General features: G+C 48.9%; 21 protein-coding genes and 1 tRNA gene. 10 read left to right on the top strand and 12 right to left on the bottom strand.

All coding sequences use genetic code 11. From position 1 onward, the window contains the following. Positions 1-12 precede the first annotated feature (12 nt). Positions 13-1,143, top strand: a complete 1,131-nt coding sequence (locus EKK48_15285) for a hypothetical protein (GenBank protein RTL40622.1) — start codon at positions 13-15, stop codon at positions 1,141-1,143. A gap of 121 nt (positions 1,144-1,264) precedes the next feature. Here the strand turns inward: EKK48_15285 and EKK48_15280 are convergent, their stop codons facing one another. The 3 genes from EKK48_15280 to EKK48_15270 all read right to left on the bottom strand — a co-directional run bounded on the left by EKK48_15280 (position 1,265) and on the right by EKK48_15270 (position 5,284). Continuing rightward, the gene (locus EKK48_15280; GenBank protein RTL40621.1) at positions 1,265-2,515 is read right to left on the bottom strand and encodes a hypothetical protein; all 1,251 of its coding nucleotides are present in this window, start codon (positions 2,513-2,515) and stop codon (positions 1,265-1,267) included. 267 nt (positions 2,516-2,782) lie between these two features. Continuing rightward, a complete protein-coding gene (locus EKK48_15275; protein ID RTL40620.1) occupies positions 2,783-3,460 on the bottom strand; it encodes a response regulator transcription factor in 678 nt (225 codons plus the stop codon). Continuing rightward, entirely contained in the window at positions 3,461-5,284 is a 1,824-nt protein-coding gene (locus tag EKK48_15270) for a PAS domain S-box protein (protein RTL40619.1), read from the bottom strand. Positions 5,285-5,494: 210 nt separating this feature from the next. Here EKK48_15270 and EKK48_15265 point away from each other — a divergent pair, with 210 nt between their 5' ends. The 3 genes from EKK48_15265 to EKK48_15255 all read left to right on the top strand — a co-directional run bounded on the left by EKK48_15265 (position 5,495) and on the right by EKK48_15255 (position 9,086). Then, the gene (locus tag EKK48_15265) at positions 5,495-7,549 is read left to right on the top strand and encodes a hypothetical protein (protein ID RTL40618.1); all 2,055 of its coding nucleotides are present in this window, start codon (positions 5,495-5,497) and stop codon (positions 7,547-7,549) included. Positions 7,550-7,643: 94 nt separating this feature from the next. Next, positions 7,644-8,489, top strand: a complete 846-nt coding sequence (locus EKK48_15260; GenBank protein RTL40617.1) for a hypothetical protein — start codon at positions 7,644-7,646, stop codon at positions 8,487-8,489. Positions 8,490-8,555: 66 nt separating this feature from the next. Beyond that, on the top strand, positions 8,556-9,086 hold the full coding sequence (locus EKK48_15255) for a hypothetical protein (protein RTL40616.1): 531 nt from the start codon (positions 8,556-8,558) through the stop codon (positions 9,084-9,086). A 48-nt stretch (positions 9,087-9,134) separates the two neighbouring features. Here the strand turns inward: EKK48_15255 and EKK48_15250 are convergent, their stop codons facing one another. The 3 genes from EKK48_15250 to EKK48_15240 form a co-directional block, all read right to left on the bottom strand. Continuing rightward, a complete protein-coding gene (locus tag EKK48_15250; protein ID RTL40615.1) occupies positions 9,135-10,919 on the bottom strand; it encodes a hypothetical protein in 1,785 nt (594 codons plus the stop codon). A 130-nt stretch (positions 10,920-11,049) separates the two neighbouring features. Continuing rightward, positions 11,050-11,490, bottom strand: a complete 441-nt coding sequence (locus EKK48_15245; protein ID RTL40614.1) for a hypothetical protein — start codon at positions 11,488-11,490, stop codon at positions 11,050-11,052. After that, positions 11,480-11,965 (bottom strand): hypothetical protein, encoded by a 486-nt coding sequence (locus tag EKK48_15240; GenBank protein ID RTL40613.1) that lies wholly within the window; start codon positions 11,963-11,965, stop codon positions 11,480-11,482. Before EKK48_15240 ends, EKK48_15245 begins: the two co-directional genes overlap by 11 nt. A gap of 124 nt (positions 11,966-12,089) precedes the next feature. Here EKK48_15240 and EKK48_15235 point away from each other — a divergent pair, with 124 nt between their 5' ends. Further along, positions 12,090-13,109: a hypothetical protein gene (locus EKK48_15235; protein RTL40612.1), complete on the top strand. Its 1,020-nt coding sequence runs from the start codon at positions 12,090-12,092 to the stop codon at positions 13,107-13,109. Positions 13,110-13,122: 13 nt separating this feature from the next. Here EKK48_15235 and EKK48_15230 read toward each other — a convergent pair whose 3' ends face one another. Further along, a complete protein-coding gene (locus EKK48_15230; protein ID RTL40611.1) occupies positions 13,123-14,373 on the bottom strand; it encodes a pyridoxal-phosphate dependent enzyme in 1,251 nt (416 codons plus the stop codon). Further along, on the bottom strand, positions 14,366-15,007 hold the full coding sequence (locus tag EKK48_15225) for a GntR family transcriptional regulator (GenBank protein RTL40610.1): 642 nt from the start codon (positions 15,005-15,007) through the stop codon (positions 14,366-14,368). The genes EKK48_15230 and EKK48_15225 overlap by 8 nt, the downstream gene beginning before the upstream one ends. Positions 15,008-15,219: 212 nt before the next feature. Between EKK48_15225 and EKK48_15220 the strand changes: the two genes are divergently transcribed. Together EKK48_15220 and EKK48_15215 are read left to right on the top strand one after the other, a co-directional pair. Further along, a complete protein-coding gene (locus EKK48_15220) occupies positions 15,220-15,855 on the top strand; it encodes a hypothetical protein (protein ID RTL40609.1) in 636 nt (211 codons plus the stop codon). Continuing rightward, positions 15,852-16,721: a nucleotidyl transferase AbiEii/AbiGii toxin family protein gene (locus EKK48_15215; protein RTL40608.1), complete on the top strand. Its 870-nt coding sequence runs from the start codon at positions 15,852-15,854 to the stop codon at positions 16,719-16,721. Before EKK48_15220 ends, EKK48_15215 begins: the two co-directional genes overlap by 4 nt. A 9-nt stretch (positions 16,722-16,730) precedes the next feature. Here the strand turns inward: EKK48_15215 and EKK48_15210 are convergent, their stop codons facing one another. Together EKK48_15210 and EKK48_15205 are read right to left on the bottom strand one after the other, a co-directional pair. Further along, positions 16,731-17,387: a hypothetical protein gene (locus EKK48_15210; protein ID RTL40607.1), complete on the bottom strand. Its 657-nt coding sequence runs from the start codon at positions 17,385-17,387 to the stop codon at positions 16,731-16,733. Between the two features lie 125 nt (positions 17,388-17,512). Next, positions 17,513-20,398, bottom strand: a complete 2,886-nt coding sequence (locus tag EKK48_15205) for a TonB family protein (protein ID RTL40606.1) — start codon at positions 20,396-20,398, stop codon at positions 17,513-17,515. A gap of 243 nt (positions 20,399-20,641) precedes the next feature. Between EKK48_15205 and EKK48_15200 the strand changes: the two genes are divergently transcribed. From EKK48_15200 to EKK48_15190, 3 genes are all read left to right on the top strand, one after another. Continuing rightward, positions 20,642-21,067, top strand: coding sequence for a DUF2384 domain-containing protein (locus EKK48_15200; GenBank protein RTL40605.1), 426 nt, complete (start codon positions 20,642-20,644; stop codon positions 21,065-21,067). Then, positions 21,067-21,504 carry an RES domain-containing protein gene (locus EKK48_15195; GenBank protein RTL40604.1) on the top strand — a complete coding sequence of 146 codons (438 nt, stop codon included), beginning with the start codon at positions 21,067-21,069 and terminating at the stop codon, positions 21,502-21,504. Before EKK48_15200 ends, EKK48_15195 begins: the two co-directional genes overlap by 1 nt. 115 nt (positions 21,505-21,619) lie before the next feature. Further along, positions 21,620-22,135 carry a hypothetical protein gene (locus EKK48_15190; GenBank protein RTL40603.1) on the top strand — a complete coding sequence of 172 codons (516 nt, stop codon included), beginning with the start codon at positions 21,620-21,622 and terminating at the stop codon, positions 22,133-22,135. Between the two features lie 242 nt (positions 22,136-22,377). Here EKK48_15190 and EKK48_15185 read toward each other — a convergent pair. Both EKK48_15185 and EKK48_15180 read right to left on the bottom strand, forming a co-directional pair. Continuing rightward, positions 22,378-22,453: transfer RNA gene (locus EKK48_15185), tRNA-His, on the bottom strand. Between the two features lie 130 nt (positions 22,454-22,583). Next, the gene (locus EKK48_15180; protein RTL40602.1) at positions 22,584-24,623 is read right to left on the bottom strand and encodes a ferrous iron transporter B; all 2,040 of its coding nucleotides are present in this window, start codon (positions 24,621-24,623) and stop codon (positions 22,584-22,586) included. Between the last annotated feature and the right edge of the window lie 142 nt (positions 24,624-24,765).

Raw genomic sequence — 24,765 nt, 5'->3', positions numbered from 1 at the left:
AGGACAGCGATCATGGATGGACACAGCAATCATCACCGACACCACTCCGCCCGCAGCGGTCACGACAGCTTTCAAGCTGATGAAATAGCTGCACAGCGCGCATGGGAGATGTGGAAGAGTAGTGAGCCAGACAATTGGGATCGTGCACTCGACGAACGCGAGAGGATTATCAAACACAATCCTAAAGCCTGGTCGAAAGCGATGCACCAGATCGATGAAGAAGAAGCGAAGGCGAAAGCGGTGGCACCACAGGTAGTGGAACACCAGTCTGGTGCCGCAGACAGACATCTTGATAAATCGCACAAAGACTCACAGACATCTGCAGCCGACCGCCTTCGCGATGAGTATCTCGCCGGTCGACCGGGCGACCGACAGGATGCTGATAAGCAACGCATAGAACCACAATCAGAAGTTAAACTTCACCCTGGCTACGCTCCGCACAGCAAGTTTGCTCCGGAAACACCGGCAAGCCCTGCTTATGATTCGGCCTACAATGAGCCGGAGCCGGAATTCTATGGATTGGACCTGGGCATTATCAAAGCCGGCGTAAAAGGCGGATCTCTAGACCTGGGTGTGAATGTAGGCGTAGCCAGCACCGAGTTGCAACTTGGGCAAGAGACGCGCGTCGATGCTGAGTTCATGCCAATGGGCGGACCAGTGCATGCCAGAGCCGGTGCGGGAATCGGATTTAACCGTGATGGCGTGCACAGTCAGGTAGGCGCAGGTGCAAACGTCTTCAATCTGGTCAATGGAGACGCAGATTTCGGTGTTAATGCAGGAAGACACACAGGCGTGTCCGGTGATGTGCGCGGCAATGTCTGGCCCGTGCATGTGCAAGCCGCTGCCGGGGCTGATGTCTCACCTGACGGCGCCGATGCCTATACGGGTGCAAATACCGGCATCGCAAATGTCTTTGATGTTCGTGCCGGTGGACACGTCAATGCGGACGATAATTCCGGAGTTGGCGCAGGAGTTGGCTTGAAACTTGGCGACAAAACTCTGGATTTCGGACCGAGCATTTCGACTGACGGCAATAGCACGGTGCGACCGCAAGTGCATCTCGATCCTGGAAACGAAGGAGATCCGACCTTTTATCCGACCGGAGACAGAGTATTGGATGCCGGGCAGCCTCCAAAAAGTTGATTCAAAAGAATTTGATTGGACTTCAAAAAAAATGCTTTGAAGTTGAAATCTGATGGCCAAAAATTTTAGGGAGAGAAGGAGCGGCATTATGTGCCGCTCTTTTCATTGGTTCAGGAGCGCATTAGTAAGTCAGCGACGTTTTCGTGTTATCCAGTCTGTCCGCAAGGACACTAGCGGTGCCTTTATGTTCAGTTGATTTCAGCGCTGTTGCAAGTGTAGGGGTTGCCGCAATGACGCGGGCGATTCTTCCTGCGACTTTCCAACCACCTCGTGCACTCAAATGCACACCATCGACAAAATCGCCTCGTCCAAATTCTGAGTCATGTGAGAGGTCCATGAAGGTGGCGGCACTGTTGGTGCAGGCTGCCTGTACTCGATCTCGATAGTCATTCCAGAATGAATCAGGAAGTAATTCCCAGTTTGTGCAATCCAGTGGCATGCCGACGACCAGGACGCTGATGCCCCGCGTTTTAGCGTCGGCAAGCATCTTGTTGAAGCAGGTTATTTGGTGCTCGTACATTGCACCCGATGGCTTGCTATAGCGCTTTTTGTAGTCGCTGGAATTATCGAGGAAGAACTCCTGCATCTCGGGAGAGACGATACATTGTCCCGGACGTAAGTTGGTCAGAGAATCTCTGGTTGTCGTTAGTAGCGGGTCTTGCTCGACCCTGTGCCACGCATCGTTGCTCTCCTGGAATGTTAGTTCAGCAGAGTCGAGTTCGCTATGCGTATTGCGAAATGCCTTGCGTAGAGGGAGTCCAGCTGTAGTGAACCAGGTTACCTTTTCGATTGGTTCGCTGAGAAAGTCTTCGCCGATGGCGACATTAGTCAGGTATGGTGAAAACCAGCGAAAGACCTCGGTTGATGTGACCGAGGAAAGATATCCGTCGATAAAGTCGCGCGGAGATATTGTCACAACCATGATCTTGGGACTGTTCTGCGGCGTAAATAACACTTTGCTGATCATAAAGTGATCCGAAATCATGCTGCCGACGATTCCAATGGAAAAACAATTTGCGAATAGATTCAGCTCTTGTAAGTGTTTTTCGACACTCACACATTTGTGGTCGAGTACGTAGTCTTGTGGTGTTCTCAGGAATTTAGCGTCGGCGGCCTGGAGCCCGCCTAACTGGGAACTGCCAAATAACACCACATCTGGTGCTGGTGTTTCATTCAGGTAAGCATGCGAAAACCACCAACTGGCGACGCGACCGCTTTTCAGTGCGGCATCGCGATCACCAATCGTGCCGCGATTCAGTGTCCGCTGTGCGCCCAGACCAGAAAGGTGCAGGACAAAATTAATGAGAACGAAAAAGACCGCAGCGACCAGTGCAGCGCTCACGACGAATTTTGTGGCTGTAGGGGATCTCAAAAGGTACTGCCTGACAACGGGGCTAGCTCAACATTATAAGTTTCGACTGCGCTCTAAACCTTGAAAAAATCCAATAATCAAGTGCTCGATTCGCCCACTGGTGCCGAAATGCCTGTGGATCTAATAATTCCTGCTTTGTAAGATTTCGGTGGCTTAATGACTACCGTATCGAATAAGACATTTCCAATTTTTGTTTCTGTCACATTGGCTGAAAACGGCTGGTGAGTTTTGATATCGCATCGATATATCAACGGGCATTGCGCGTCGCTATTTGTTTGAATTTAGCCGGTAGCCCGCTCCATGCACTGTTTCAATGAAATTATCGCTGTCATCAAGATTGAGCTTGCGTCTCAGTCTCGCCAATGTTGTTCTAAAGGCATTTGTTCCAGCTTCTGTGTCTAAGCTCCAAACTCTGCTCATGATTGTTTCGGCGTTGAAAACTCGATCTGGATTGCGCAGAAAAAACTCCAGGAGACTAAATTCTTTTGGTGCCAGTTCTATCGCTATTCCATCCTGAGTGACTCTCATTTGTTCCGGGTAGAGAATGACGTTGCCGGCGCTGAGCTGGCTTGACGTTGAACCAGTCTGCCTGCGTAGTTGTACTCTAATTCTTGCTGATAGTTCCGTTAGATCAAATGGTTTCGTCAGGTAGTCATCGGCGCCGCCATCAAGGGTTGTCTCTTTGTCTGTCACAGAGGTTTTGCCTGTGAGCATGATCACAGGCGTGTTCTTGCCTTTTGCGCGCAGTTGCTTCAGCACCTCGAAGCCGGAAACATGCGGCAGATTGAGGTCAAGCAGGATGACGTCAAATTCTGCCATGCGCAAAAATTCCAGAGCCTCTTCTCCATCTCTGGCAATTTCTACGACATATCTTTGTGCCGACAGCCATGTCTTCACGATTTCGGCGGACGAACCGTCGTCTTCGACTAATAGAATTTTCGCCACTTAAACCTCAGCAACTTTCACCGCAAGCGGAAGCAAAATTATAAATGTACTTCCCTGGTCTTGTTCACTCTCGCAGCGGATTGAACCTTTATGCAACTGTAGAAGCTCTTTGCAGATGTTAAGACCTAACCCTGAGCCAACTTTGTGCGCTGTGGCACTGACTCGCTGAAAGCGCTCAAAAATCCGCTGTTGATCTTCTTTTGGAATTCCCGGGCCCTGATCCTTTATTCGAATCTCGGCGTTATCCTCAATCGTTTTAGCGTTCATTGTTACTCTGGTTTTGGGCGGTGAAAATTTGAGAGCGTTGGTGAGAACGTTAAGTAGAATCTGTTCCAACCATAGTCGATCGCCTCTGATCTCTATGGGCGTAAAGGGTTCTATTTCGATCTCGATTTGTTTGTCTCTGGAAACCAATTCCAGTGCCTTTGCACATGAGTCTAAAAGCTTGAAGAGATCTAGATTCTCTATATTCAGTTCGGTATTTCCGCTGCGCAGTTTCTCAAGCGTCAGAACACCGTCAATGAGCGTGGACATTCTTCTTGATTCTTTGTCAGCTATTGTTAGAAGACTGTCTCCCTGATCGTTCAAGTTGCCCAGCATGCCAAGCCGCAGCATCTCTAGATAGTTTCTGATTGTTTGAAGAGGTGTGCGCAGGTCGTGAGTGATCATTGCCACAACTTCTTGCCTCATGCGTTCCATCTGTCTCTGGGATGTTACGTCATGCACAATGCAATAGAATGATTTGTCTCTTGGCGAATAACTCGCCGAAACGACCACGTTAAGTGGGTCTGCGTGAGCAGCAGACATGTTCTTTCTCAGCATGTGCACTTCTAACTCGGCTTTGTGTGTCGTTGCAATCATCTGAAGAAGTGATTGCGATAACTTTTCAGCTTCTTCCGGCGCGATTAATGAAGTGATTGTTTCCCCAATTAGATCTTCCGGGCGTGTGCCTATAGTCAGTTCTGTAGAGGGATTTGCCGACGTAATAACCAGATCTTCATTGAGGGAGAAAATCAGGTCGGTGGCATTTTCTAGTATCGCTCTTTCTTTTCTCGTTGCTGTTTCTATTTGTCTCGTGGCATCATGGAATGCTCTGTCCAGTTCGGCGATTTCGTCATTACCGGTTAGTACGGTGCGCAAAGATTCACGGTTTGCGAACCTGGTGGCGTTTTCTTTCACTCTCATGATTCGGAGAGTCAAGTTTCTGCTGTATACGACGGCGAGAGAAATGCCCAGAATAGCGCTTATCCACAATGCGCAGCGGAGAAGCAACGTGATGCGATGTCTTGCCTCGATGTTTTTTTCTAAGTCTTCGCCTTGCTCTGTCTTATTGACGATGTCGAGAATCCCTGAGTTTAGTGCTACAGCCAGGTCTGCATCGAGTCTTTTTCTGCTGGCGATTAGAAATCCATTTACTTCTTCGATTGAGCTTGCATTTCGAACCTGGCTCCTGACCAGGGTAAGTTCTTCTTTGGCATTCAGCACCGCTTTCTTCGAGGTTTGGACTGACTGCAAGAGCTCTGGTTCGTCTTTAGTCAGTTCTTCGACCTTCGCAAAAGCCTGCAGCAATTCATCGACATTTTTTCTGAGAAGATTTTCTGTCGAGGAAGGACCTTGCTGAAAGCGCTTTTTCACCAGTGCGATGCGCGCCATGTCATTGATAATGGTGTTCATGCACTCATTGATTTGTCTTTTGTGCTCTAGTATTTGTGCATCGCGTTCAACCTGTTCTTGCATGTTAATCAGAACGCTGAACATTGCTATTTCGAAGCAAAGCGGAATGCTCACCAAAAGCAATCCCTTGTGCATCAAAGTAAGTTTCATATGTCCTGGTTTGGTTTGACCGCGCGGCCTAGATCAAAAAGCGTGTAAACCCTGTCGGCATGATACCACGACATTCTTGGCTCTCATGACACAACGTTGAAACACTGACGACATAACGATGAAACAGGGTCCATTTTAGACTTGATTCTACGCAGCCTGCCTCACTTACCAGAACTTCTGAACTGCCCAAGCCAGAAAAGGAGAATCAGCATGTCTGATTGTTTTTCAGAGAACCACCGTCGTAGAGATACTTCCGAGCATCAACAATTTCATTCCATCGCACGGGAGCAGTGGCATGAGCACTCGCGAGAGCACGCGCATTGTCGGAAGCACCCAAGCACGGCTTCTGAGCATCTGCCCGAGCTGTCCATTGTTAGCGATTCCGCCGCTGACGGGGAACACAATGTTGAACATGCGGTCGCGACTGGCGGCGCTGTCGACAGCAGTAAGCCTGGGAGCGAATCGGTTGGTGATTTAACACAGCGTTCCGAAGAACTTCTGCCGGTGCATGCAAATGGTTCATATCCTGATGCTTCTGATTGGGAAGGCCTTCATCGCTCGAATGTTGAGAAGGCTGCCAGTGCCGCCCAAGCCGGTTCAAATCTCGAATTCTTTGGCGATTCGATAACAGAGGCGATGGGGTACAGTCCGAGCGCTATGCAACCCTTTAAAGATTCTTTTGGTGTGGACCAACCAACTGCTCTGGGATTAGGCGGTGATGGCTCCGCACAACTCCTGTATCGGCTAAATCATGGTGAGATGCAAGGAAAGCCGAAAACAGCAGTAATCATGATCGGAACGAACGATCTGGGTAGTCTTTCAGCCTCTCAGATTGCTGAAAATACCGCTAATAGCATCAAGTCAATTCAAGAGCGGAGCTCGAACACCAGGGTGGTGCTTATGGGAATTTTGCCTCGAACTGACAGCGGCGACCCGGGTAATCGAATGGTCGATGAGGCAAATCAAGCTCTCTCTCAGTTAGCCACTTCAGGTGGTGCGGTTCAATTTGTCAATTTGAGAAATTCTTTTGTCGATCAAAGCGGCAATCAGCGTTCAGAGCTCTATCAGGCTGATAAGCTCCATCTCTCAGCGGCGGGATATCAGGCATGGGCAGACGGTTTGAAATCTGCTCTGCAAAACACGGAAGCAGATTCATTTCCGGGAGTGTGGTCAGGTACTGGAGATTCACCCGCTAATGGAAACGGTGGCGATTACACGCCGATGACACCTTCGGAAGCATCAGATCAATCGTCAGGAGCATTGACTTACAAACCGTTGAATGGCGGGTCTTCAGATGGGCAGTTGACTTTAGACACGGCTGGAATTCGCGGCGTTAATTTGTCAGGTGCAGAATGGGGAAAGAATTCTTCCCAGGATAGTCATTTTTGGCCTACCGTTCAGGAGCTTGATTACTACAAGAGTAAGGGGCTGAATACCGTTCGACTGGCCATCAGCTGGGAGCAGTTTCAGCCGACTTTGAACGGACCTCTCGATGCCAGTGAAATGGCTCGACTCGATAGTTTTTTGCATGAGGCTGATGCGCGCGGGATGAAAGTCCTGCTAAATCTGGCTAATTTCGATCGTTATACGTTGAACCACGGACCAAACGGTCAGGGCATAGACCATGAGGCGCAAGGAACAGTGGTGGGCTCGCCCGGTTTGCCTATTTCCGCTATGCAGGATTTTTGGTCAAAGATGGTGCGACACGTTGATGCCGATGCCTCCGCCAGCAGGGCGATTGCCGGTTGGGATTTAACGAATGAGCCTTTCAATACCAACGGGCTCTGGCCTGAAACAGCTACTGCTGTAGACCAGGCAATACGAGCAACTGGCGATAATCATACAGTTGTGGTCGAGGGCGATCAGTGGGCGCGAAACTTTAGCGGATTGGAAGGGCTCGCTAAGTTAGACAAAAATGTTGCTTTTGAAGCTCACAGTTACTGGGATGACGGCTCGGGCGCGTATTCGAATCCTAATCCACCAGACAACGTAAATGTTGGCGTTGATAATATTCGTCCTTTTGTTGAGTGGCTCAAGCAAAATGACGCCAGGGGATTTGTCGGCGAGTGGGGTGTACCAACCGATAACCCAGCCTGGGCGCCGGCTGTTACTAATTTCATCCACTATCTCAATCAGAACGGTATGGGCAACATGGTGTGGGCTGGCGGACCGGGCTGGCAATCGGACTACACCCTGAGCGTCGAGCCTGTAAATGGCCAGGACCGCGCCATAATGTCTACGATTGTTCAAGCCAATAATTCATGACCTGGTTTCGCTGAAGGGAAGCGGGAAAGACCTTGCTGCAAAGCAGGGTCTTTTCTTGTAGAATTGCTTTCTTCAATTTCGGGAAAGACTGGTAATGCTACAGACAGCGGTAGTGTGGATAAGAGACGGCGTGCTGATAGATCGCATGCCGATTAATGCTGCTGCTTTTGGCTGCGCTTCCTGGCTGTACGCTCCGGTTGAGGCTAGAAAACCAGGAACCCTGGAGCATTTGATCAATTTTGCCTTCGAAAAATCAGGGTTCTCCTGTGCAGCTAAGATGATGATGTACAATGCGCAACGCGAAAACATAATCAGCGATGTCGAGGCAGCATCTGGTTTGTACAACGTTCTTGCTGCCGCCGCAGGAAATCTGGCCGAGTACTTCAGTGGCACGATCGAATTGCTGGATAATTTGACAGCTGGCGGAGTGCGGAATTTCGTATCTTCAGCCGTCGAGCAAAGTGTGCTGGACGAATGGCTAGCTGGTCCGCAAGGAAGTCAAATCGCAAGTCTCCTGACTGAAGCGATGGGAAAAAGGCAGCGCTTTGCCAAAGGCAAGGACCACTTCAAGCATGTTTCAGAGTTGGGATGCAACCGCATTTTTTATGTTGCCGATGCACTATCTGAGGTGCGCACCGCTTCGTCGCATTCTCATGAGTTCAACATTTATCCGATCGGATTCGCTAATGAAATCAGCACTTCCCGCGTGCTTGACGCGATCGCGATAGTGCGGAATGAACTTGCCAAACTTGAAGATGCAAAAAGACCGCCTTTTGCCGACGAACTTTTGCAACTCGAAATAGACGCATCAAAGCTTGTGTGCCCCGACCCGGAGCTTAACCGTCAGAGCCTAGCAGCCGAGGGGGCTGTTGAAGTGATTGAGGGCGACAGAGATAATCTTATGCCGAATTTGAGAATGTACTTCGATAAGGTGCTGTAACTCGAATAATGCTGGAAAGGATATAATGCTTTGAATATTGACTTGAAGCAAATTCCTGGTGGAAGCGTGAAAATTTTTGAGAACACAATTTCTTTGATTTCGGCAGAGGTTGTACTGGTGCTCCTCGGGGCAAGTGTGGTGTTAGCTCAAGCACCGACGCCGCAGCAAGTCAAGGACTCGATGCAGGGACTTTCCAAAGAGCAGATTCGTGACAAATACATGAAGCTGGCTGCTAAAAATCTTCACTTTGCTGATTCCTGGCCGATTAATTTTCCGCTTCCAAAATACTCAAGCAATGTGGTTGACGCGAAGTGGCTGAACACAACGAAGGGCCGACCGACTGCGGTTGCGACTCTTCACACAAAAGATTCTCCTCAAACGGTATTCAAGTTTTATCAGGATGCCTGTATTCAAAGCGGTTGGAAGACTAAATCTCCTACCGCTAAAGCACTAGAAGGCACAAAGTCTGCCGGAAATTTCTTTATGCTCGAAGGCAGTAAAGATAAGCAGATGATTCGTTTGTTCTGTTCCCCGAATGCAAAACTACATGGCACTACAGTTAGTATTACCTGGTTCAAAGTTCGGCAAGCGACTTAGTGCCCGTTTGGTAAGTAACGTTATCTGGTACCTATAGTTATCTGGTCCCTATAAAGGCACACATATACTCAGTGTGTGTATTTCTGTATAACGTTCCAGGCGTACCGTTCCAAGACAGCCGTTGTACCCGCTGCCTGGTGTCCAGTAAACGTTTTCATCCCAGGTTGCCCAGTCTATATCCAGGAAATTACTGAATGGTATTGGGATTTGTAAAGGCACTGACGATGGATTGCCATCAACAACGAATGGGATGTTCGCGTCATCGATGATCTTTTTCTCGGTACCGTCAGGATCGTTTGCGATCATATTCATGTCGGTTCGGAGCCATGGCGCCATAAAAGGAGTAGTTGCAATTTCTTCCGGCTGACAAGTAATTGTTTTACCGTCTTTGCTGAATATATAGAAGTCCTGGATGCCCTTGCGCAAATACAGAATGGTCAGCGGGTTATTCAGGCATTCATGCAAATCGTTGGCCGTCAGGGCTTTGGGTGGTGTCTTTGCTGTGCCGGCATCAGAGACCATTTCGTTAATGCGGTTGACCATGTATCCTTCCAGCTGCGACATGTCATTGTCGCCTATTTTGAATTCTGGAGGGAACATGAGCATGTCGAGTGTTCGTAAAGTTACGTCTAATCCGATTCCATCGACTTCGCCTGCGCTGCTGGTGGTACAGCCTACGCCACCGAGTGGCATTGTGGGACCACTCTGGCTCTGCTTCCCTGAGAAATCGTATTCTTGCGGGTCTCCAAATTCTACCCAGTCAACGTATGGCAAGAATTTCCAATGTGTCTTGGGCTTTTCAACGTGGATTTTTAAGAATGAGTGCGGAATCGACAAACGAAAGGATTGATGCGGGTTTGTGATTACGTATGAAGTGGCGTGTTCTCCTGGTCCTCCGCCGGTTTTTACAGAGGCTCCTTCGGCTGAGAATGCATTTGGTATTGGTTTTGCCCATGAGAGTGGCTTGTTCGCGGGTTTATCTCTGACGAATTCAGGACCTGAAACCAGGTGAGTTTTTTCGTCGTAAGGGAAAGGAATTTGCCAAATTGTTTTCCCCGCCACCGTAATTGGTGTATATCCTTTCAAGAAATGTCTTCCACCGGCACCGGCAACTTTTGACTCTCGGGTGCTGCTTGTGTAGGCGTCAGCGCTTAGCTGATAGCCAGGCGGCAAGTTGAAGTTGGGCGCATCGCCGAATAGTTCAATGTTGCTCTCCGCTCCGCGCATCATGCAAGAATTTTGCCATTGATCGACATTTATCGGCTTCATTGCTGCGTCTTGTCCGAGCATGCGCACCGAATTCAGCTTGGCAATATCATCGAACCAGCCGCGCCAGTTTTTGCTGTCGACGACATCCTTCTGCAGGTCATTGCTCAAAGCCTCGGCGCCTTCGATTGCACTTTTTGCGTTCGCTGTCGCTGAACCGGCGTTGCCATCTTTTTCGGCTGCATCAGCATTGATACCAATCAAAAGTGCTTTGCCCCAAACACGATTTATATTTCGCAGGGAAGCTTTTACCTTCAGGTCCGGGATTAATTTATACGGATCATCAGCCAGCACGTCATAGAAAATTCTCTGCTTTTCGTCTAGAAAGCCCAAGCCCAATCTGGTGCTTGCGTTATCTATGATTTGTTTTCCGATATTCAGTGCACCGGCGTCCACAGCGTTTTTTGTTTCATGCTGACCGCCCATGTATAGCACCAGCACCATGAATCCTACACCCAGCATGACGAGTATGAGAGCAAGCACTACGCCGAAGGCGATGGCGCCCCTCTTGCCTCTGTATCTGGTGCGGCAGATTCTTTTGTTTTCAGCAATAGAAGGTTTATTCATGGAGTTCTTTAGTTGGCTTTACTAGTAAGTGGTCATTCGTGCTAGAGAATTGTTCAGTTTTACAAATCCGTCAGTATTACAATCAATCAGTTTTAAAAGTCGGTCAGCGGCAGAAATTCAATAAACATCTTTATTTGACCAGTATCGGCTCCACATCTTTAGCTATAAATTTGACGTCGCTATATCCGGGAACTGGCACGGGCAAATGAACAACGAGTTCGGTTTGCACTGCCACGATGGTGTGACCCACTTCGTCGTAATCTAAGGTGACAATGCGTATGCTTTTCACAATGGAATTCTTTCTGTAGGAGTTTATGGCTTTTTCTGCAGCCTGAACCGCGTCATCCCCGATTCGCTGATTGGCCGCAACTCTTGCTGCATTTTTGCAGGCTGCATCATTAGTCCAGTTTGCCAGCACCAGGACAATGAGATCGAGAAAGAATAGGGTAACCGGAATAAGAACTATGGCCATGACGATTGCTTCAATCAGTCCCACCCCGCGCTTGCTGCGCCTCTCACGGTTGCTGTGGGGCACGCTGGGTCTGCGGCTTTTCAACTTGTTAAGGCGCATAATCCGGGTTCTCCATCGTTTTTTCGGCTGAGATCGTCACCGTATATGAACCATTGAGACCCGGAATGTTCGCAACGGGAATTGGCAGCGGCACAAATGGATTGCAGCGCACAGATGTTTCGACTTTGACCACTTTGTCTATCTGGTCATCAGAATTTTTGTCGCCATCGCGGTAACCGACTGTTGTCTGGGGTGTGCCTGAGGCTCTGACGAACCTACCCATACCACGCGCCCATGTGGTCGGAATAACCTTCATCACAGTGCCATTTGGATCAGCAGCATCTTGCCATCGTTCCAGCGAAGCTTCATGTAATTGATTTGAATTGAGCACGGTACAAATGCCGAAAGACAGCCCTACTGCAAGCAAGTCAACGAGTGGGAAGAAGAAAAAGATCAAAAGAACAATCAAAGCCGGACCGAATTCGGCGATCGACACTCCCTTGTTTTCGCGATTGGGTTTGAACTTGCGCTTCATTCCGGCACCTTTGCTACCCGGGATTCGGTGGGTAACGTAGAATATTACACAGTCGAAAGGATAATTAGGACGAAAGCGACCAGTTATTTAGTGCCGCTCGCTGTGAGGAGCTTAGAGAAACCAAATGAGCGAAGCACCAGACGGTCCGATCCCGCCGCTCGACAGTAGCACACCCGAGCCTGTGGAGCCGCGTGCACAGTCGGATCAGAGCAGTTCGGTATCAAATGCGAAATCGAATGCGGATGCCCCGGAACGACGTGTCGCGCGAACGATGTTGGATATTTCTCACATTCCTAAGAAGTCGAACCGGCGCGTTGCAAAAACGCTGCAGGAGCAGGCTGTTCCTTCGCCTGACATGCAGCCGGCTAAGTCTGCCAGATATGTAGCCAAGACGATGCTCGATCATTCCTTGTTGTTTCAGGCTGTATCGCAGTCAGCTAATCGTCTCGAGCATAAGGCTGCTGAAATAGCGAAGGAACGAGCGCAAGAACCAGTCGAATTGATTGAACCGATTGTTGCTGATGGCAAAGTCAGCGGATGCAAATGGTCATGGACAGACGCATCCAATAGGAAAGAGCGATATCGTGCATGCGGCGTTTGTCAGACTGCAATCTATGATTTCGAAGGTCTGGAGCAAGAGCCGGCTGCGGCGATTGTTTTCCAGCGCGAAAATTTGAAAAAGCCGAAGTTCTATCTGCGCACTGATGGAAAGTTCATGACCCGGCAATGTCCGAGAGAAGTTTCACGCAAGCTGCGAATGATTTCTCTCTCCGTACTTGGTGTGATATCACTCTTGAGCGCAATACTCCTGATGGTACTTCTGGGACAGTCATCGAAAATTCAGCCTGTTACCTCGATTTCGCCTGATGAAAGTGGTGCCAATTCGTCCATACGATCGAATCAGAGCTCTGCGGTTATATCGAAAGAGAATTCATCCACGATATCGAATGGGACTTCTTCCCCAAATGGCGTGCTCTCGCCGTCTACAACCAGCACGACAGTGCCGCCAGGCATGTTTCACTACGAGAACGGCAAGGTTACAAGAGGAGCTATGCCTACTTCCGCGCAGGAGGCACCATCTGCGCCATCAAACGCTGGTGCACCTGGTGAGAGTGAACCGATGTGGCAAGACACATCGAAGTGACACCAGCAAACAGTCAGTTGCAGGTTCGATTCGTAACAGCTGCTGTATCTTCAGGTAATTGCTTGTATCCGTGCGAGGTTGCAATAAGTACTACTCGGTCAGAAGCCGACAATTTATTATTTCTCTTAAGTTTGTGAAGTCCGGCAAGCGATGCGGCGGAAGACATCTCTGCGTAGTAGCCGTTGCGTGCTAGTTCACCCTGAGCCGAAGATGCTTCTTCCGAGCTGACACAGATTGCACCGCCTTTAGTGTTCTTAAGCGCTTGAATTGATTGGTAGGTTACCGTGTCGCCATCAATCGATGCCATGTTATTGTCATCCACCGTGAAGTGCTGCCGGTAATCTTTTCCCTCAAGTGCATCTTTAAGACGATCTCCAGGCTCGACTGCCACCAGTCGCGGTATCGTACGTATCAGCCCTGCCTGCATAGCTTCGACGAACCCTCTATAAAGTCCAAATAAAAGGTCTCCGCGGCAAGTAGGTATCAAAATCAAGGTCGGAGTTTTGTCGCGCGACTGAAGAGCAATTTCGTAGGCGACGGTTTTATATCCTTCGATGCCAAACGGATTGCTAGCAATCGGCTGGGCATGGAAGTTTGTTACAGGAAACCAGTTTTCCTCTTGCACCAATCGCTGCATCAACGGCCAGCGCTCGTGGCTGGGAACCAGTCGCAGGTGAGCTCCGGTGAGTTTGATTGCTGTTGCCCATGATTCGCTTATATCAGGTGCGGAGATGATGCAGCATTCGAGACCGGCTCGGGCCGCGTATGCCGCAAGAGACGCTCCCGCATTTCCTGAGGAACTGGCAATGACTTTCGTGAATCCTGCCGATATTGCTCTAGCAACTGCGAACGGACTCATGCGGTCTTTGTGTGATCCAGTTGGATTTTGCCCTTCGTTCTTGATTGCAACAGAGGCGACACCCATGGCTGAAGCCAGTGATTCGATTTGCGCGAGCCCTGTGCTTCGTTCGCCAATCGACGGGAAGTTGCTATAAGGAAGCATGCTCACAAATTGATGCATTCCTGATTCGTTATTCTCTACAGTCAAGCGCGCACTCTCAGAGTAGACACAATACAGAGATACAGGGAAACCTTTCTGCAAGCAGTCTTTGCACCCTAAACCGCTGTCGATGTGCGGATCATCCAGTGAATAGAGTCTCTCGCATCGTAAGCATTTCAGCCCCGTAAGATTTGGATTCTGAGCCGATTTGATTATCGAGGGAGGACTTCCTGTCTTCAAACTCGCACCATTCATTTTATTCATCCCTCCAATCCAGCCAGTCTAATAGAGTCTCCATGCCGCGGCGCCAGTGCTTTTCGAGCAGAAGCTGCGCCTCTGTCGCCTGACCACTTGCGATCGCTGTGAGAATCGCTTCGTGTTCATCTATCGATGTGTCCAATTTTTTTGAATGGCGCATGTAGGCTAGTTCATAGCGATGAGCCACATGTTTTAAAAGTTGAATCTGCTGCAATAGGCGTTTATTTTTGCAACTCTCAATCAAAATCTCGTGCCATTTGTCATCTAAAGCGTGTTGTTTTTCTGGATTGGTCGCTCTGGTCAGACTGCGGTTGAGTCGCTGAAGTTCTGTTGTGTCTACGTTGTCTGCCCCGATTTTTAACGCGAGAACTTCGAGCGTCCATATGATTGGATATATCTGCCGCACTTCCCTCGCACTGAGAGGCATGACCGAGAAACCACGAGCAGGCTCCTGGCGCACGAGCCCATCTTGCTCAAGGCGAAAGAGTGCTTCACGCATCGGAGTGCGGCTGACGCCAAGCTCTTCGCATAGAGTGGATTCGATTATCCGCGCTCCAGGGACAAGAGCACCACTCATGATGCGGTCACGGATAACATCGTATGTCTCCTGACGGCGGGGAACGGTTAACGGCTTTGACATGAAGGTGGACCTTGTTGGCTTGGTTTGCGCGATAAGAAATTGTATACATCTCGCTGGGTTTGTATACGCTCTCGCTTGAGGGAGCAGAATTTTCTCCGGAGTGCTGTAGCCAATTCATCCGGTATGTTAGATTTTTCCTGACATACTGGATGAATTGTCTTAAATAAGTGCCAGTATGTTAGAATTAAGCTAACTTACTGGACGAAAAGACCATGGCGAAGGTCGATCTTATAGATTTGCGGGAGCGGATTGGGCGGGATGAATTTGACCATCTGCTCATAAGCTCTGCGCTTTCGCCGTATCAGGCTGTCCGTCAGAAAATTAATCAGCTGTTGAAGTCTGGCAACATTCTTCGGGTCAAAAAGGGTCTGTATGTTTTCGGTCCGAAATTGCGACGCAACCCGGTTTGTAAGGAAACGCTAGCTAATCTCATTTACGGTCCGTCTTGCATTTCTCTTGAGTACGCACTTTCGCTCACTGGTTTTATCCCGGAGCGTGTTGAGGTGGTTACCAGCGTGACGCCCAAGAAGAATAAAACATTCGATACTCCAATAGGGCGCTTTACCTACCGCTATCTTTCGGCCGCTAAGTACCCGCATGGAATTGAACAAATCTGGGTCGATTCGGCTCATCCCGTTTTGATTGCCACGCCTGAAAAAGCTTTGTGCGACTACGTTGTATTAAACGACGTGCCGAATATTGACAGTCCTGATTCAGCGAGGGAATTTCTTGTCGCCGATCTTCGGATCGATCCGACGCAACTTGAAAGATTCGATATCCGTCGACTAACGCATCTCAATAAGCATTATAAAAGCGCTTCGATTGCAAGAATTTTGGAGGTGCTATGAATCCGGCCACTGATTCAATGCTGAGAAAATATAACTGCGTAACTCGTCAGGATTTCGAGAATGCGATGAAGGAAATTATTCAAGAGATTGCGTTGCTCGGATTGTGGCGAGCGAAGTTCTTTGAGCATGCCGCTTTCTATGGTGGCACAGCTTTGAGAATTCTATATGGTCTCGATAGATTTTCAGAGGATATGGATTTTTCTTTGCTGGTACCAGATCGTGACTTTGAGCTGCAACCTTATCTTGACGCCATCGGTGCTGAACTTTCTGCAATGGATTTCAACGTTGAAATTGCAGAAAAAATCAAGAACATAGACACCGCTATTGATTCAGCTTTTATCAAAGCTGACACGAAGGAGCACTTCTTGAAGATTGATGTGCCGAGAGAAATTGCCGATCAGATTGCGCCTCGCAATGTTCTAAAAATCAAGCTCGAAGTTGACACTAATCCGCCTGGTGATTTCGAAACGGAAGCGAAAGTTCTCTTGCAGCCGATTCCGTTTTCGGTCAGGACTTACAAACAACCGGATTTGTTTGCGGGCAAAATACACGCGCTGCTTGAACGCGGCTGGGGAAGCGGTAGAGTGAAGGGCCGCGACTACTATGATTTCGTCTGGTATTTGGGTCGTGACACGCCGGTGCATCTGGCTCACTTAAAGCAGAGACTTTGTCAGACAAGGTCGTGGAACGCCGATCGAGATCTGACCCGAGCAGATCTCGTCAATCTTTTGGAGTCGAAGTTCTCTCAAGTTGACATTGAGCTTGCAAAACGTGACGTTCTTCCATTCGTGAAAGATCCTCAGTCTGTAGACCTTTGGACCACCGACTTCTTTATTTCATTGTTGCCACGATTGAAGGTTTGCTGAGTGATGCAGTTATTTGTTAAGTAAGAATTGCGTTTCCGGCTCAGTTCTGTACGAGAAATAATCACGGAGAATCGAGCGCTTTTGACCAAAGATGTCGAGTGAACCGATGCGAAAAAGCCGGTTTCCGGAATACTGAACTTCGATTCTTTCTACTGTCAGAGTGTTTGCTGCAAACGAAGGCTGGAAGTCAGTGGACCTAATGTCAACGGCGTAAATACTCGCAATACTTCCGAGACCAGGGTCGCGTACTGGCGTGGTGCCAACCAAATTTGTTTGGTTGCCGGTTACGGTCGTGAAGCGAGTAAAGCCGTCGGACGTTTGAATCAGAACATCCAATTCGGGATTCAGATTTGGCGCGTTTTGCGGAACAAAATATTTGAAACTAAGAAATTGGAAGTTACCGGCATCGCGCAATCGTCCTTCAACGTTCAGTCCAACGGTCGCGCTCGATGGGTTTTGAGGAGGCTGGAGATAGTATGAGGGAACGAAATCAAGTGCGCGAAATTCTCGTTGGTCGGCAGGACGGAAAGTTGCTTGTCCTCCATCACGTGCGACCGAGCTTATGAAATAGGGTCTTGCACTTGCCGAGTACGGCGCCATCAGCAACAAGCATCCAGCGATAATCAGGCATCTCATCGCGCATTTCAACATAGATGTAGGCTTCATTGATTCCCCCCAGTGAACAAGTTTCCGAGAATTCCGCAATCGTTTTTGATTCACTCTTGAGGTTTCTCACCTTAAGCTACAAGTTATCTATTTTGATGGTTAAGCTTCAAATAGTCTAGCTGTGGTCAGAGCCATTCAATAGGTTGTTTGGAAGTCTCTCGCGCACGTACAAGCAATTTTTGCTGACGTTCCGACTTCGGCAGTTCCCGCGCTAGTCCTTCCATGTCGCATAAATTAATGCCATGAATTGAAGCGAGATGTCTCCCGAGATGAGCTTCGACAAGGTCAAATAAAAGTGCCCGCGACTTAGCAGCTGCCTCTGGCTTTGATTCAAGTGTCTGTATTCGAGCCAGCGCCTCTAAGGTTGATGCCTGCAAAAATTGAAACTCATGATATTGGCTGACAGCAGCGTTCCAATTTAGAGAGACCATCGGCACCGGTGTTGGGGTCGGTTCGAACTTGTCGGCGCTATCTCCGTAGATCTCTGAATCGCTCCGTGAACCACCAGACTCGGTGTATTCAGTTTGACCGCTCGAACCAGAACTGAAGTAGCAGCCTGTTGTGTTGAAGCCTGAGACGATGTCCCCGCAGACCGCCTGAGAGGTATCTGTTAGTTCGTTTTTGTACAGGCTATTCAGAAGATCTTCCGCTGATTTCAAATCGCCTTCTCTCGCTCGTAATTGCGCCAATAATCCGACGGCGGTGACATGCTCGCTGCTTCGACCGTAGGTTTCGACTGCTTCAATGGCCCTCTCGACGTAGTACTTCGCGCTTTCGCGTCGTTTTTGTGCGTCTTTGACGTGTGCCAGAAGGATGAACGCAGTAGCTTGAGCCTCGTGCTCAAATATATCTGTAGATTTTGGATGGGTGTATTTCACCTGCAGGTTAGCCAGCTTTTCTGCAGTCGCGAGCTGATTGTGCTCAAGATAGTATTTCACCAACGGAAATCTGTTTTCTAATCCACTGCACTTAATTTCCGTCTGGTACTGTTCGTTTAGATATTTTTCGAACCGTTTTTCGTCGTGTAATTTTTCTGAAAAATCTAGTGCGCGATCGATGAGGTTACTTCGAATAGCGATCTCATTCTGGGGAAGACTTTTGTACGATCGGCGAATAGCTCCATCGACAATTTGAAGCGCGCGTTCCAATTGCCCGGTTTGCTCATAGAAAGAGCTCAGTCGCCAGATATTGCCTGACCTCGGATCCGTCGGAATGGCTATTTGGTCGATTAAATGTGCGGCTTCTTCTTCTCTATGCTGCGCCGTGAGTATAGCTGCCAGCGCAAATTTTGCGTTGGTCACTCGGGCATCATCGTGAGCGTAGGATCTCGACCTAATGCTGAGAACCTCTCGGACACAGCGTTCTGACTCGGAGTAGTCTCTCGTTTTAAACAGAAAGCTCGCTTGCTGCATGAGAGCATATGCACGGTCCGTCGTATTAGCACTGTACTTCGCAACCAGGTTTTGATACAAAGCAAGAGCGCCAGCTTTATCTCCCGATTTCAACAATGTCGATGCTAAATCAGATCTGACCCATTTCCCCCCTTCGCTGAGCGGGTGGTTAATTCGCAGTAATTCAGTGAAGACCGTTTCTGTATACAACTTCGCTTTAGCTGAGGATGGTGCTGCTTGCCTGTAGGTTTCATGCAAGGCGCATATCAGATCGAATTTTTCCTTTTTTAATTTTGGATCTCTCTCTTCAGTGTATTGAGCAAAATATTCATCCATCAGTTTGATTGCAGCGTCTGCATGACCGGATTTTACGTACTGATTGCACAAAGAAACGCGTTCAGATTCGAGTGTGTGGGCATCAACTGTTGACCCCTGTTGCTCGTCAGAACGAATTACGTCCGCAAAAACCTTTGCGGCGATGTAACGTGCACCAGTTCCGTAATATGATTCAGCTAGTCGTATTTGACTTGAACGGTCTGCAGATGATGGAGCCAGCGAAAAGTACTTTTTGTACAAATTGAGTGCCTTGTCAAATTTCTTGCATTCAAATGACTGATTTGCATATTCCTGCAGTGTGGTGATAACGGCTTCTGGATGTTGCTTTTGCTCAAACTGAGCGTTAGTAAGGGCCTCTTCAAAGTATTTTTCCGACTCCGGTATAAGACCCATTCGGCAATAAAGTTTTGCCACCGCAACCAAGATTTCAGTTAGCTCTGGAGCGCCACTTTTGAATCGCAAACGTCTCTCCTCAAGGCATTGCAGTAAGAGCTTTCTAGAGCGAGGGTAATCGCAATGAAAATTGGCACGATCTCCTTGCTCAAACAGAAACTTGTCTTGAGCCGGCGTTATCGTTTCTGTTTCAAAAACTGGCCATTTGTCCTCGACGCCACTGAAGCCAAATGTGTATTCGATCAGCATTCGGTCAGGAGCATCTGGGGGCAGAGGTGGGGCCACTGAATCAAGAGCAGCAAGCGCGGCGCGATCGCAATTTTTGTCGCCGGAGGATTTGTGCACTTTCAAGTTTTTGATTGTTCCATCTTTCGAGACATCGAATCGGCATACGAGCTTGTAAGGATTTTTCGTCTCCTGGGCATGCCATTGGTGCTTTACCCAGTCTGCGAAGGTGACGGTGAAGTACGTGTTACAACTCGCTGAATAGGGTCTAAAAGGAGTGCATACTTCTTTGCCAAAAAGCGATAGCTCGAGGGCGGAAAATGCTTCATACCGGTCGACACCACCTATGGTGCGATATGTTCGTTCTACAAAATAGAAAGAAGCGATATAGGCAAAATACGCTATCGGCAGAATGAGGAATGCGGCGCGAATCAACACTTTTGTATGCGGCTGAAGCGACGCTGCAGGTTTTGCTGGACCAGGTCGTCTCGGAATGAGTGTTACGAGTGAGGCTGCAGCGAGGAATGCGTAGACGCAGAGCGTTGCACCTGCCATGTACGACGCAGGTGTGCTGAGTCCGTATGTGTGAACGCACCAGGCTGCAGACGCGGCAGCGACGCCGAAATACACCGCATTGAGTGCGGCGAGCAAAAGGGGACTTTTCATTAGTAAGAAATTGAAGCTGCGGAAATTAAGCTTAGGGAGGATAGCACAATTCAGGCGGGTTATCAAGTGGTGAAGACATGGCGTCGTGCGAAAGATCCAGCAGGGCGTGCGGCACTGTGGCCAAGGACATGCTGATGACGGTCTCACCAGGTCACACTAGTCATGGTGATGTGTAAGCCTTTCAGCTTGCCTCATCTGCCATTTGGCGCTATAATTTGAGGCAGATGGCAAATTGGTGGTTTCATGGATAAGGATAGAGTCATAAGAGTTCTTTCGGGCGGTGCCACCTTGCCCGAAGAAATAAATTCAGAAATCGAAATGCTGAACATCCTCAACCAAGGACTGCCGGTAGAAGCACTGGCAGAAATCGAGCATAAAGGGATCGTTGACGAGACAGAAATTAAGTCATTTATCGCACCGCGAACATTGGCAAGGCGAAAAAGCGAAAAGCGTTTGTCACCCGAAGAATCGGATCTGATAGCGCGGATCGCTCGTATCCACGATTTCGCAGTTGAAGTGTTTGGGAACTCACCGAAGGCCCACAAGTGGCTACGCACGCCGAACCGAGCATTAAACGGACATCTTCCGTTAGGACTTCTCAGAAGCGATTACGGTGCGCGCATCGTTGAGTCTATCCTTGGTCGGATCGCTCACGGGATTTATTCTTGATGCTCGTTTATCGGATTTGCGGAGCACGGAATTCAGCGCTCGATGGAGAAGGTTCGCGGTTGTACGGTGGGCGCTGGAATGCACCAGGACGTCCCGCCGTATACACGTCTACGCATCTATCTTTAGCGGCGTTGGAATACCTGGTTCATGTAGATTTCGATAACTTGCCTGTTGACCTGGTTTGGCTCAAGATCGAAGTCCCAGATGCCGCCAGCATTGAGACATTTCCTGGTCTGAAAGCACCAAACGAAAGGGATGCTGAGGCTTTTGGTGATGACTGGCTAGCGTCCGAAAGATCATTATGTTTGAACGTACCATCTGCAGTTCTGTCTGTCGAACGAAATGTCATCCTAAATCCTATCCATAGCGAAATGCCTAATGTCAGCACGCTTGAGACGAATGTTTTTGAATTCGATGACCGGCTATTTAAGCGTTAGCTGCCCGCCAACTCGCGCTGCGATGCCTGAATATCGGTTCACGCTGCCAGATCAATCAGTACTAGTGCGGAGTGAATCCAACTGATGGAGCGGTACAACAATATTCGTGGGTGTGATGACGCAAGAAGCAGAAAAGCATGAGCCCGGGGCGCCAATGTTGAAGAAGTATTTGGCTATTTTAGCCCGAATAGTTGAGCGACTTGAGTCTCAAAATGTTCCATATCAAGTTACTGGTGGTATTGCTGGAAACATTCACGGCTCCCTCTGGCCACCACACGATATCGATCTTGAGGTAGGTGCTGCTGATTTCGGAAAGGTTGCCGAATTATTTGCGGACGAACTTAAACAGCCACCTCATCACCTCGTGGATGACGAGTTCGACTTGTGGCTAATGACATTGTCTATTGATGGAATCGATGTTGATATAAACCAAGTCGAGGATGCTTTTGCCATTACTAAAGATGGTCGACGTGTGCCGTTTTTAACAGATCTGAACAGAGCCGAACGTCGGCGAATCTCAGGTATTGAAGTTATGGTGCAACCACTGGAAGATCTTATTGCATACAAGTGCCTTATTGGCAGGGAAGCTGACGTAGTGGATTTATCTTCACTCAGCCACCAAAAGCAGTGACACATTCTGGTTTTGTCTTGAAGCACGCCAGATGCCTGTTTACGGGGAGTAAGCTGCCGGAAGCCTAATCTTCCCCAGAAGTGCCCATTTATGATTATGGAAAATTGGACCGAGATTTTGAATTTAGGTACCCCAAAAAGTTTCGATACCTGGCAGAAAATGTGGCAGATCGTGTCCACTCCAGTCAAAACAAAAAAACAAAGCCTCACGGGCTTTGTCTTTCGAGCTTCAAAAAGCGAATATGGGGCAGACGAGGGGACTTGAACCCCCGAATACCGGTACCACAAACCGGTGCCTTAACCACTTGGCGACGCCTGCCATACCAGAGGACTATGTTAGCACGCTCTTCGAAGACGCGCACCATGACTTCATTGACCTTTAACAGTCGGTAAAACGGCTGGATAACCGGGAGGGATGGCAGTCCGGGAGGTCGCGGTCCAGATGCCTTCTAAAGCCCGACGAGCTTGAATACCGGCGGCAGTAGCCTGGCGATGGCGCCACCGATGACGAATGCGCAAGCCCATGAGCCGAACCAGATGGTAAATGCCACTTTGGGACCCCGTTCCTTGCACATCACGCCTACCGTGGCGATACAGGGTACGAATAAAGTAATCACAATCATGGCAGTCACGGCCTGCACCGCGGTCAGTGGCACTTCGGTCAGCCCGAATGAGGCGAAGTCTCTGCGCACAATTCCCAAAATGAATGTGGTGGCAATTCGTGGATCATTCGGCAAATTGAGCAATGTTACTGTGATTGGCTGCAGAAGCTTGATGAATGCATCAAGCAGCCCAGTCATCTGAGCGATTGTTACTGCGAATCCAGCAATGAAAAATGCTGGCGTTGCATCTTGCAGGAAGTTCCACGATTTACTCCAGGTTTTTTTCAGAACGTTGTCGGCTCTGGGCATTCTCATTGGCGGTAAGTCCATGATCAGTCCGCCTGATTTGCCAGGCATGATCATGTTCAATAACAAACCTGTGACTGCGAGTATTGTGGTAACGACGACAAGATAGACCGCCCATGCATATCCGCCGCCTACTCTAGCGAGCGTGCCTGATACCACCCCTAGTTGCGCTGAACATGGAATAGCGATTCCAAGTAAGGCGGTAGCAATCATCTTTTCGCGTTTCGTTGACAGCAGCCGAGTCGTAATTGTCGCCATGGTTACACAGCCCAGACCCAGAATAAGTGGAATGATTGCTCTTCCATTCAAACCAATCTTGTTCATCATGCGATCAACCAACACCGCCAGTCGAGGCAGATATCCTGAGTCTTCTAGAATCGACAGTCCAAGATAGAATCCGAGCACGAGCGGAAATAGAAGCCCAATCAAATATGTCACCGTCAGTGTGACCAGACCGTACTCGCCGACCAGAATATTTCCGATCACACTCATCAAAGATTTGTTCGGCCAGAAATTGAACTTTAAGTCCTCGACTGACGTATTACTTATTGTGGAGTCTAATTGAGCTGCTTCGTTTGGATTCGCCAGCGTTCCGTTGGGAAAGTCAAATGTCTTGTCGTTCGCGGTAATCGTCGACGGAAATACATTTGCAGCTAATCGTCTCACTGCTGGCTCGTAGTAGACCTTCATGATTCGTTTTTCAGTTAGATCAACGAGAGTGCCGGCGATGAGGACGCCGAGCAGTTGATAGAAGATTAAATAGCAAACCGCAAAGGAGATCAATGAGCCCCAGACTGGGTGGAGAAGAAATCGACCCAGCTTGATAGAGAAGTTGACTGTTTTTGCTTCTTGCGTGACGCACTGTTGCACGTACTCGTTTGCGAGTAATCTGCGTGTGCCATAGATTGCCGCGCGGTCAGGTAACGGCTGAACACCACATGCGGTGGCTGAGAGTTCATCACCCTCGGCGATCAATAAAGCGTGTGCCTGGTCGATGCCTTTGTCCAATAGCGGTTGAATGCAATGAAGCACTTCTTCGCTGACGTTTCCGACGGTGGCATGGTCGATATTCTGCCGAATTTCGTCGATGCCTTCCTTCCGAACAGCGACGCATTTGAGAACGGGCACGCCGAGTAGTTTGGATAAAAGGGAGGTGTCAATTTCCATCCCTCGGCGCTTAGCCTCGTCCCACTGGTTGATGACGAGCAGAAGTGGCTTTCCCATCTCAATCAGCTGAATGGATAGGAACAAATCGCGGTCGAGACTGAGTGCAGAAGCTACGTTGACTATTGTGTCGGCTTCCAAAATCATTAATCTGGCTGCTCTTTCTTCGTCGTTGAAGCTCGAGACGCCGTACACTCCAGGAGTGTCAGCGATGTCGTACTCGCCGAGTTTGCCGCGAGAGACATCGATCGTCGTGCCTGGGTAGTTCGACACGTCTGCGCTCATACCTGTCAGAGCGTTGAAAATTACAGATTTGCCCACGTTTGGGTTTCCCGCCAGCGCGATTTTGCGCGTGCTGGCAGGTGGAAAGCTATAGCGTCCTTGACCTTGAGTCATTTCCTTGGAAGAAACGCTCATACCCGCTCCTCGTGGTTATTGAGAAATCTTATCAATAATTGCGGTTTTGATTCAAGGAAAACTAACTATTTGCGAAGCTTTTCAGGGATTTTTTTGCATGGCATTGATGAGCATTCGCATTAACGCTGTCTGACCATCTAGA

Source organism: Candidatus Melainabacteria bacterium (assembly GCA_003963305.1).
Classification (GTDB): Bacteria; Cyanobacteriota; Vampirovibrionia; order Obscuribacterales; family Obscuribacteraceae; genus PALSA-1081.
Note: the sequence above shows the minus strand (reverse complement) of the source record. Positions and strands in the feature narration are given on the sequence as shown.

Coding starts and splice junctions, on each gene's coding strand:
- EKK48_15210 (RTL40607.1), bottom strand. CDS start 17,387: ATGAAGCCTACATCTATGTTGAAATGCGCGATGAGATGCCTGATTATC.
- EKK48_15220 (RTL40609.1), top strand. CDS start 15,220: ATGGCGAAGGTCGATCTTATAGATTTGCGGGAGCGGATTGGGCGGGAT.
- EKK48_15250 (RTL40615.1), bottom strand. CDS start 10,919: ATGAATAAACCTTCTATTGCTGAAAACAAAAGAATCTGCCGCACCAGA.
- EKK48_15205 (RTL40606.1), bottom strand. CDS start 20,398: ATGAAAAGTCCCCTTTTGCTCGCCGCACTCAATGCGGTGTATTTCGGC.
- EKK48_15260 (RTL40617.1), top strand. CDS start 7,644: ATGCTACAGACAGCGGTAGTGTGGATAAGAGACGGCGTGCTGATAGAT.
- EKK48_15285 (RTL40622.1), top strand. CDS start 13: ATGGATGGACACAGCAATCATCACCGACACCACTCCGCCCGCAGCGGT.
- EKK48_15180 (RTL40602.1), bottom strand. CDS start 24,623: ATGAGCGTTTCTTCCAAGGAAATGACTCAAGGTCAAGGACGCTATAGC.
- EKK48_15240 (RTL40613.1), bottom strand. CDS start 11,965: ATGAAGCGCAAGTTCAAACCCAATCGCGAAAACAAGGGAGTGTCGATC.
- EKK48_15230 (RTL40611.1), bottom strand. CDS start 14,373: ATGAATAAAATGAATGGTGCGAGTTTGAAGACAGGAAGTCCTCCCTCG.
- EKK48_15195 (RTL40604.1), top strand. CDS start 21,067: ATGCTCGTTTATCGGATTTGCGGAGCACGGAATTCAGCGCTCGATGGA.
- EKK48_15200 (RTL40605.1), top strand. CDS start 20,642: ATGGATAAGGATAGAGTCATAAGAGTTCTTTCGGGCGGTGCCACCTTG.
- EKK48_15265 (RTL40618.1), top strand. CDS start 5,495: ATGTCTGATTGTTTTTCAGAGAACCACCGTCGTAGAGATACTTCCGAG.
- EKK48_15245 (RTL40614.1), bottom strand. CDS start 11,490: ATGCGCCTTAACAAGTTGAAAAGCCGCAGACCCAGCGTGCCCCACAGC.
- EKK48_15190 (RTL40603.1), top strand. CDS start 21,620: ATGACGCAAGAAGCAGAAAAGCATGAGCCCGGGGCGCCAATGTTGAAG.
- EKK48_15215 (RTL40608.1), top strand. CDS start 15,852: ATGAATCCGGCCACTGATTCAATGCTGAGAAAATATAACTGCGTAACT.
- EKK48_15270 (RTL40619.1), bottom strand. CDS start 5,284: ATGAAACTTACTTTGATGCACAAGGGATTGCTTTTGGTGAGCATTCCG.
- EKK48_15235 (RTL40612.1), top strand. CDS start 12,090: ATGAGCGAAGCACCAGACGGTCCGATCCCGCCGCTCGACAGTAGCACA.
- EKK48_15225 (RTL40610.1), bottom strand. CDS start 15,007: ATGTCAAAGCCGTTAACCGTTCCCCGCCGTCAGGAGACATACGATGTT.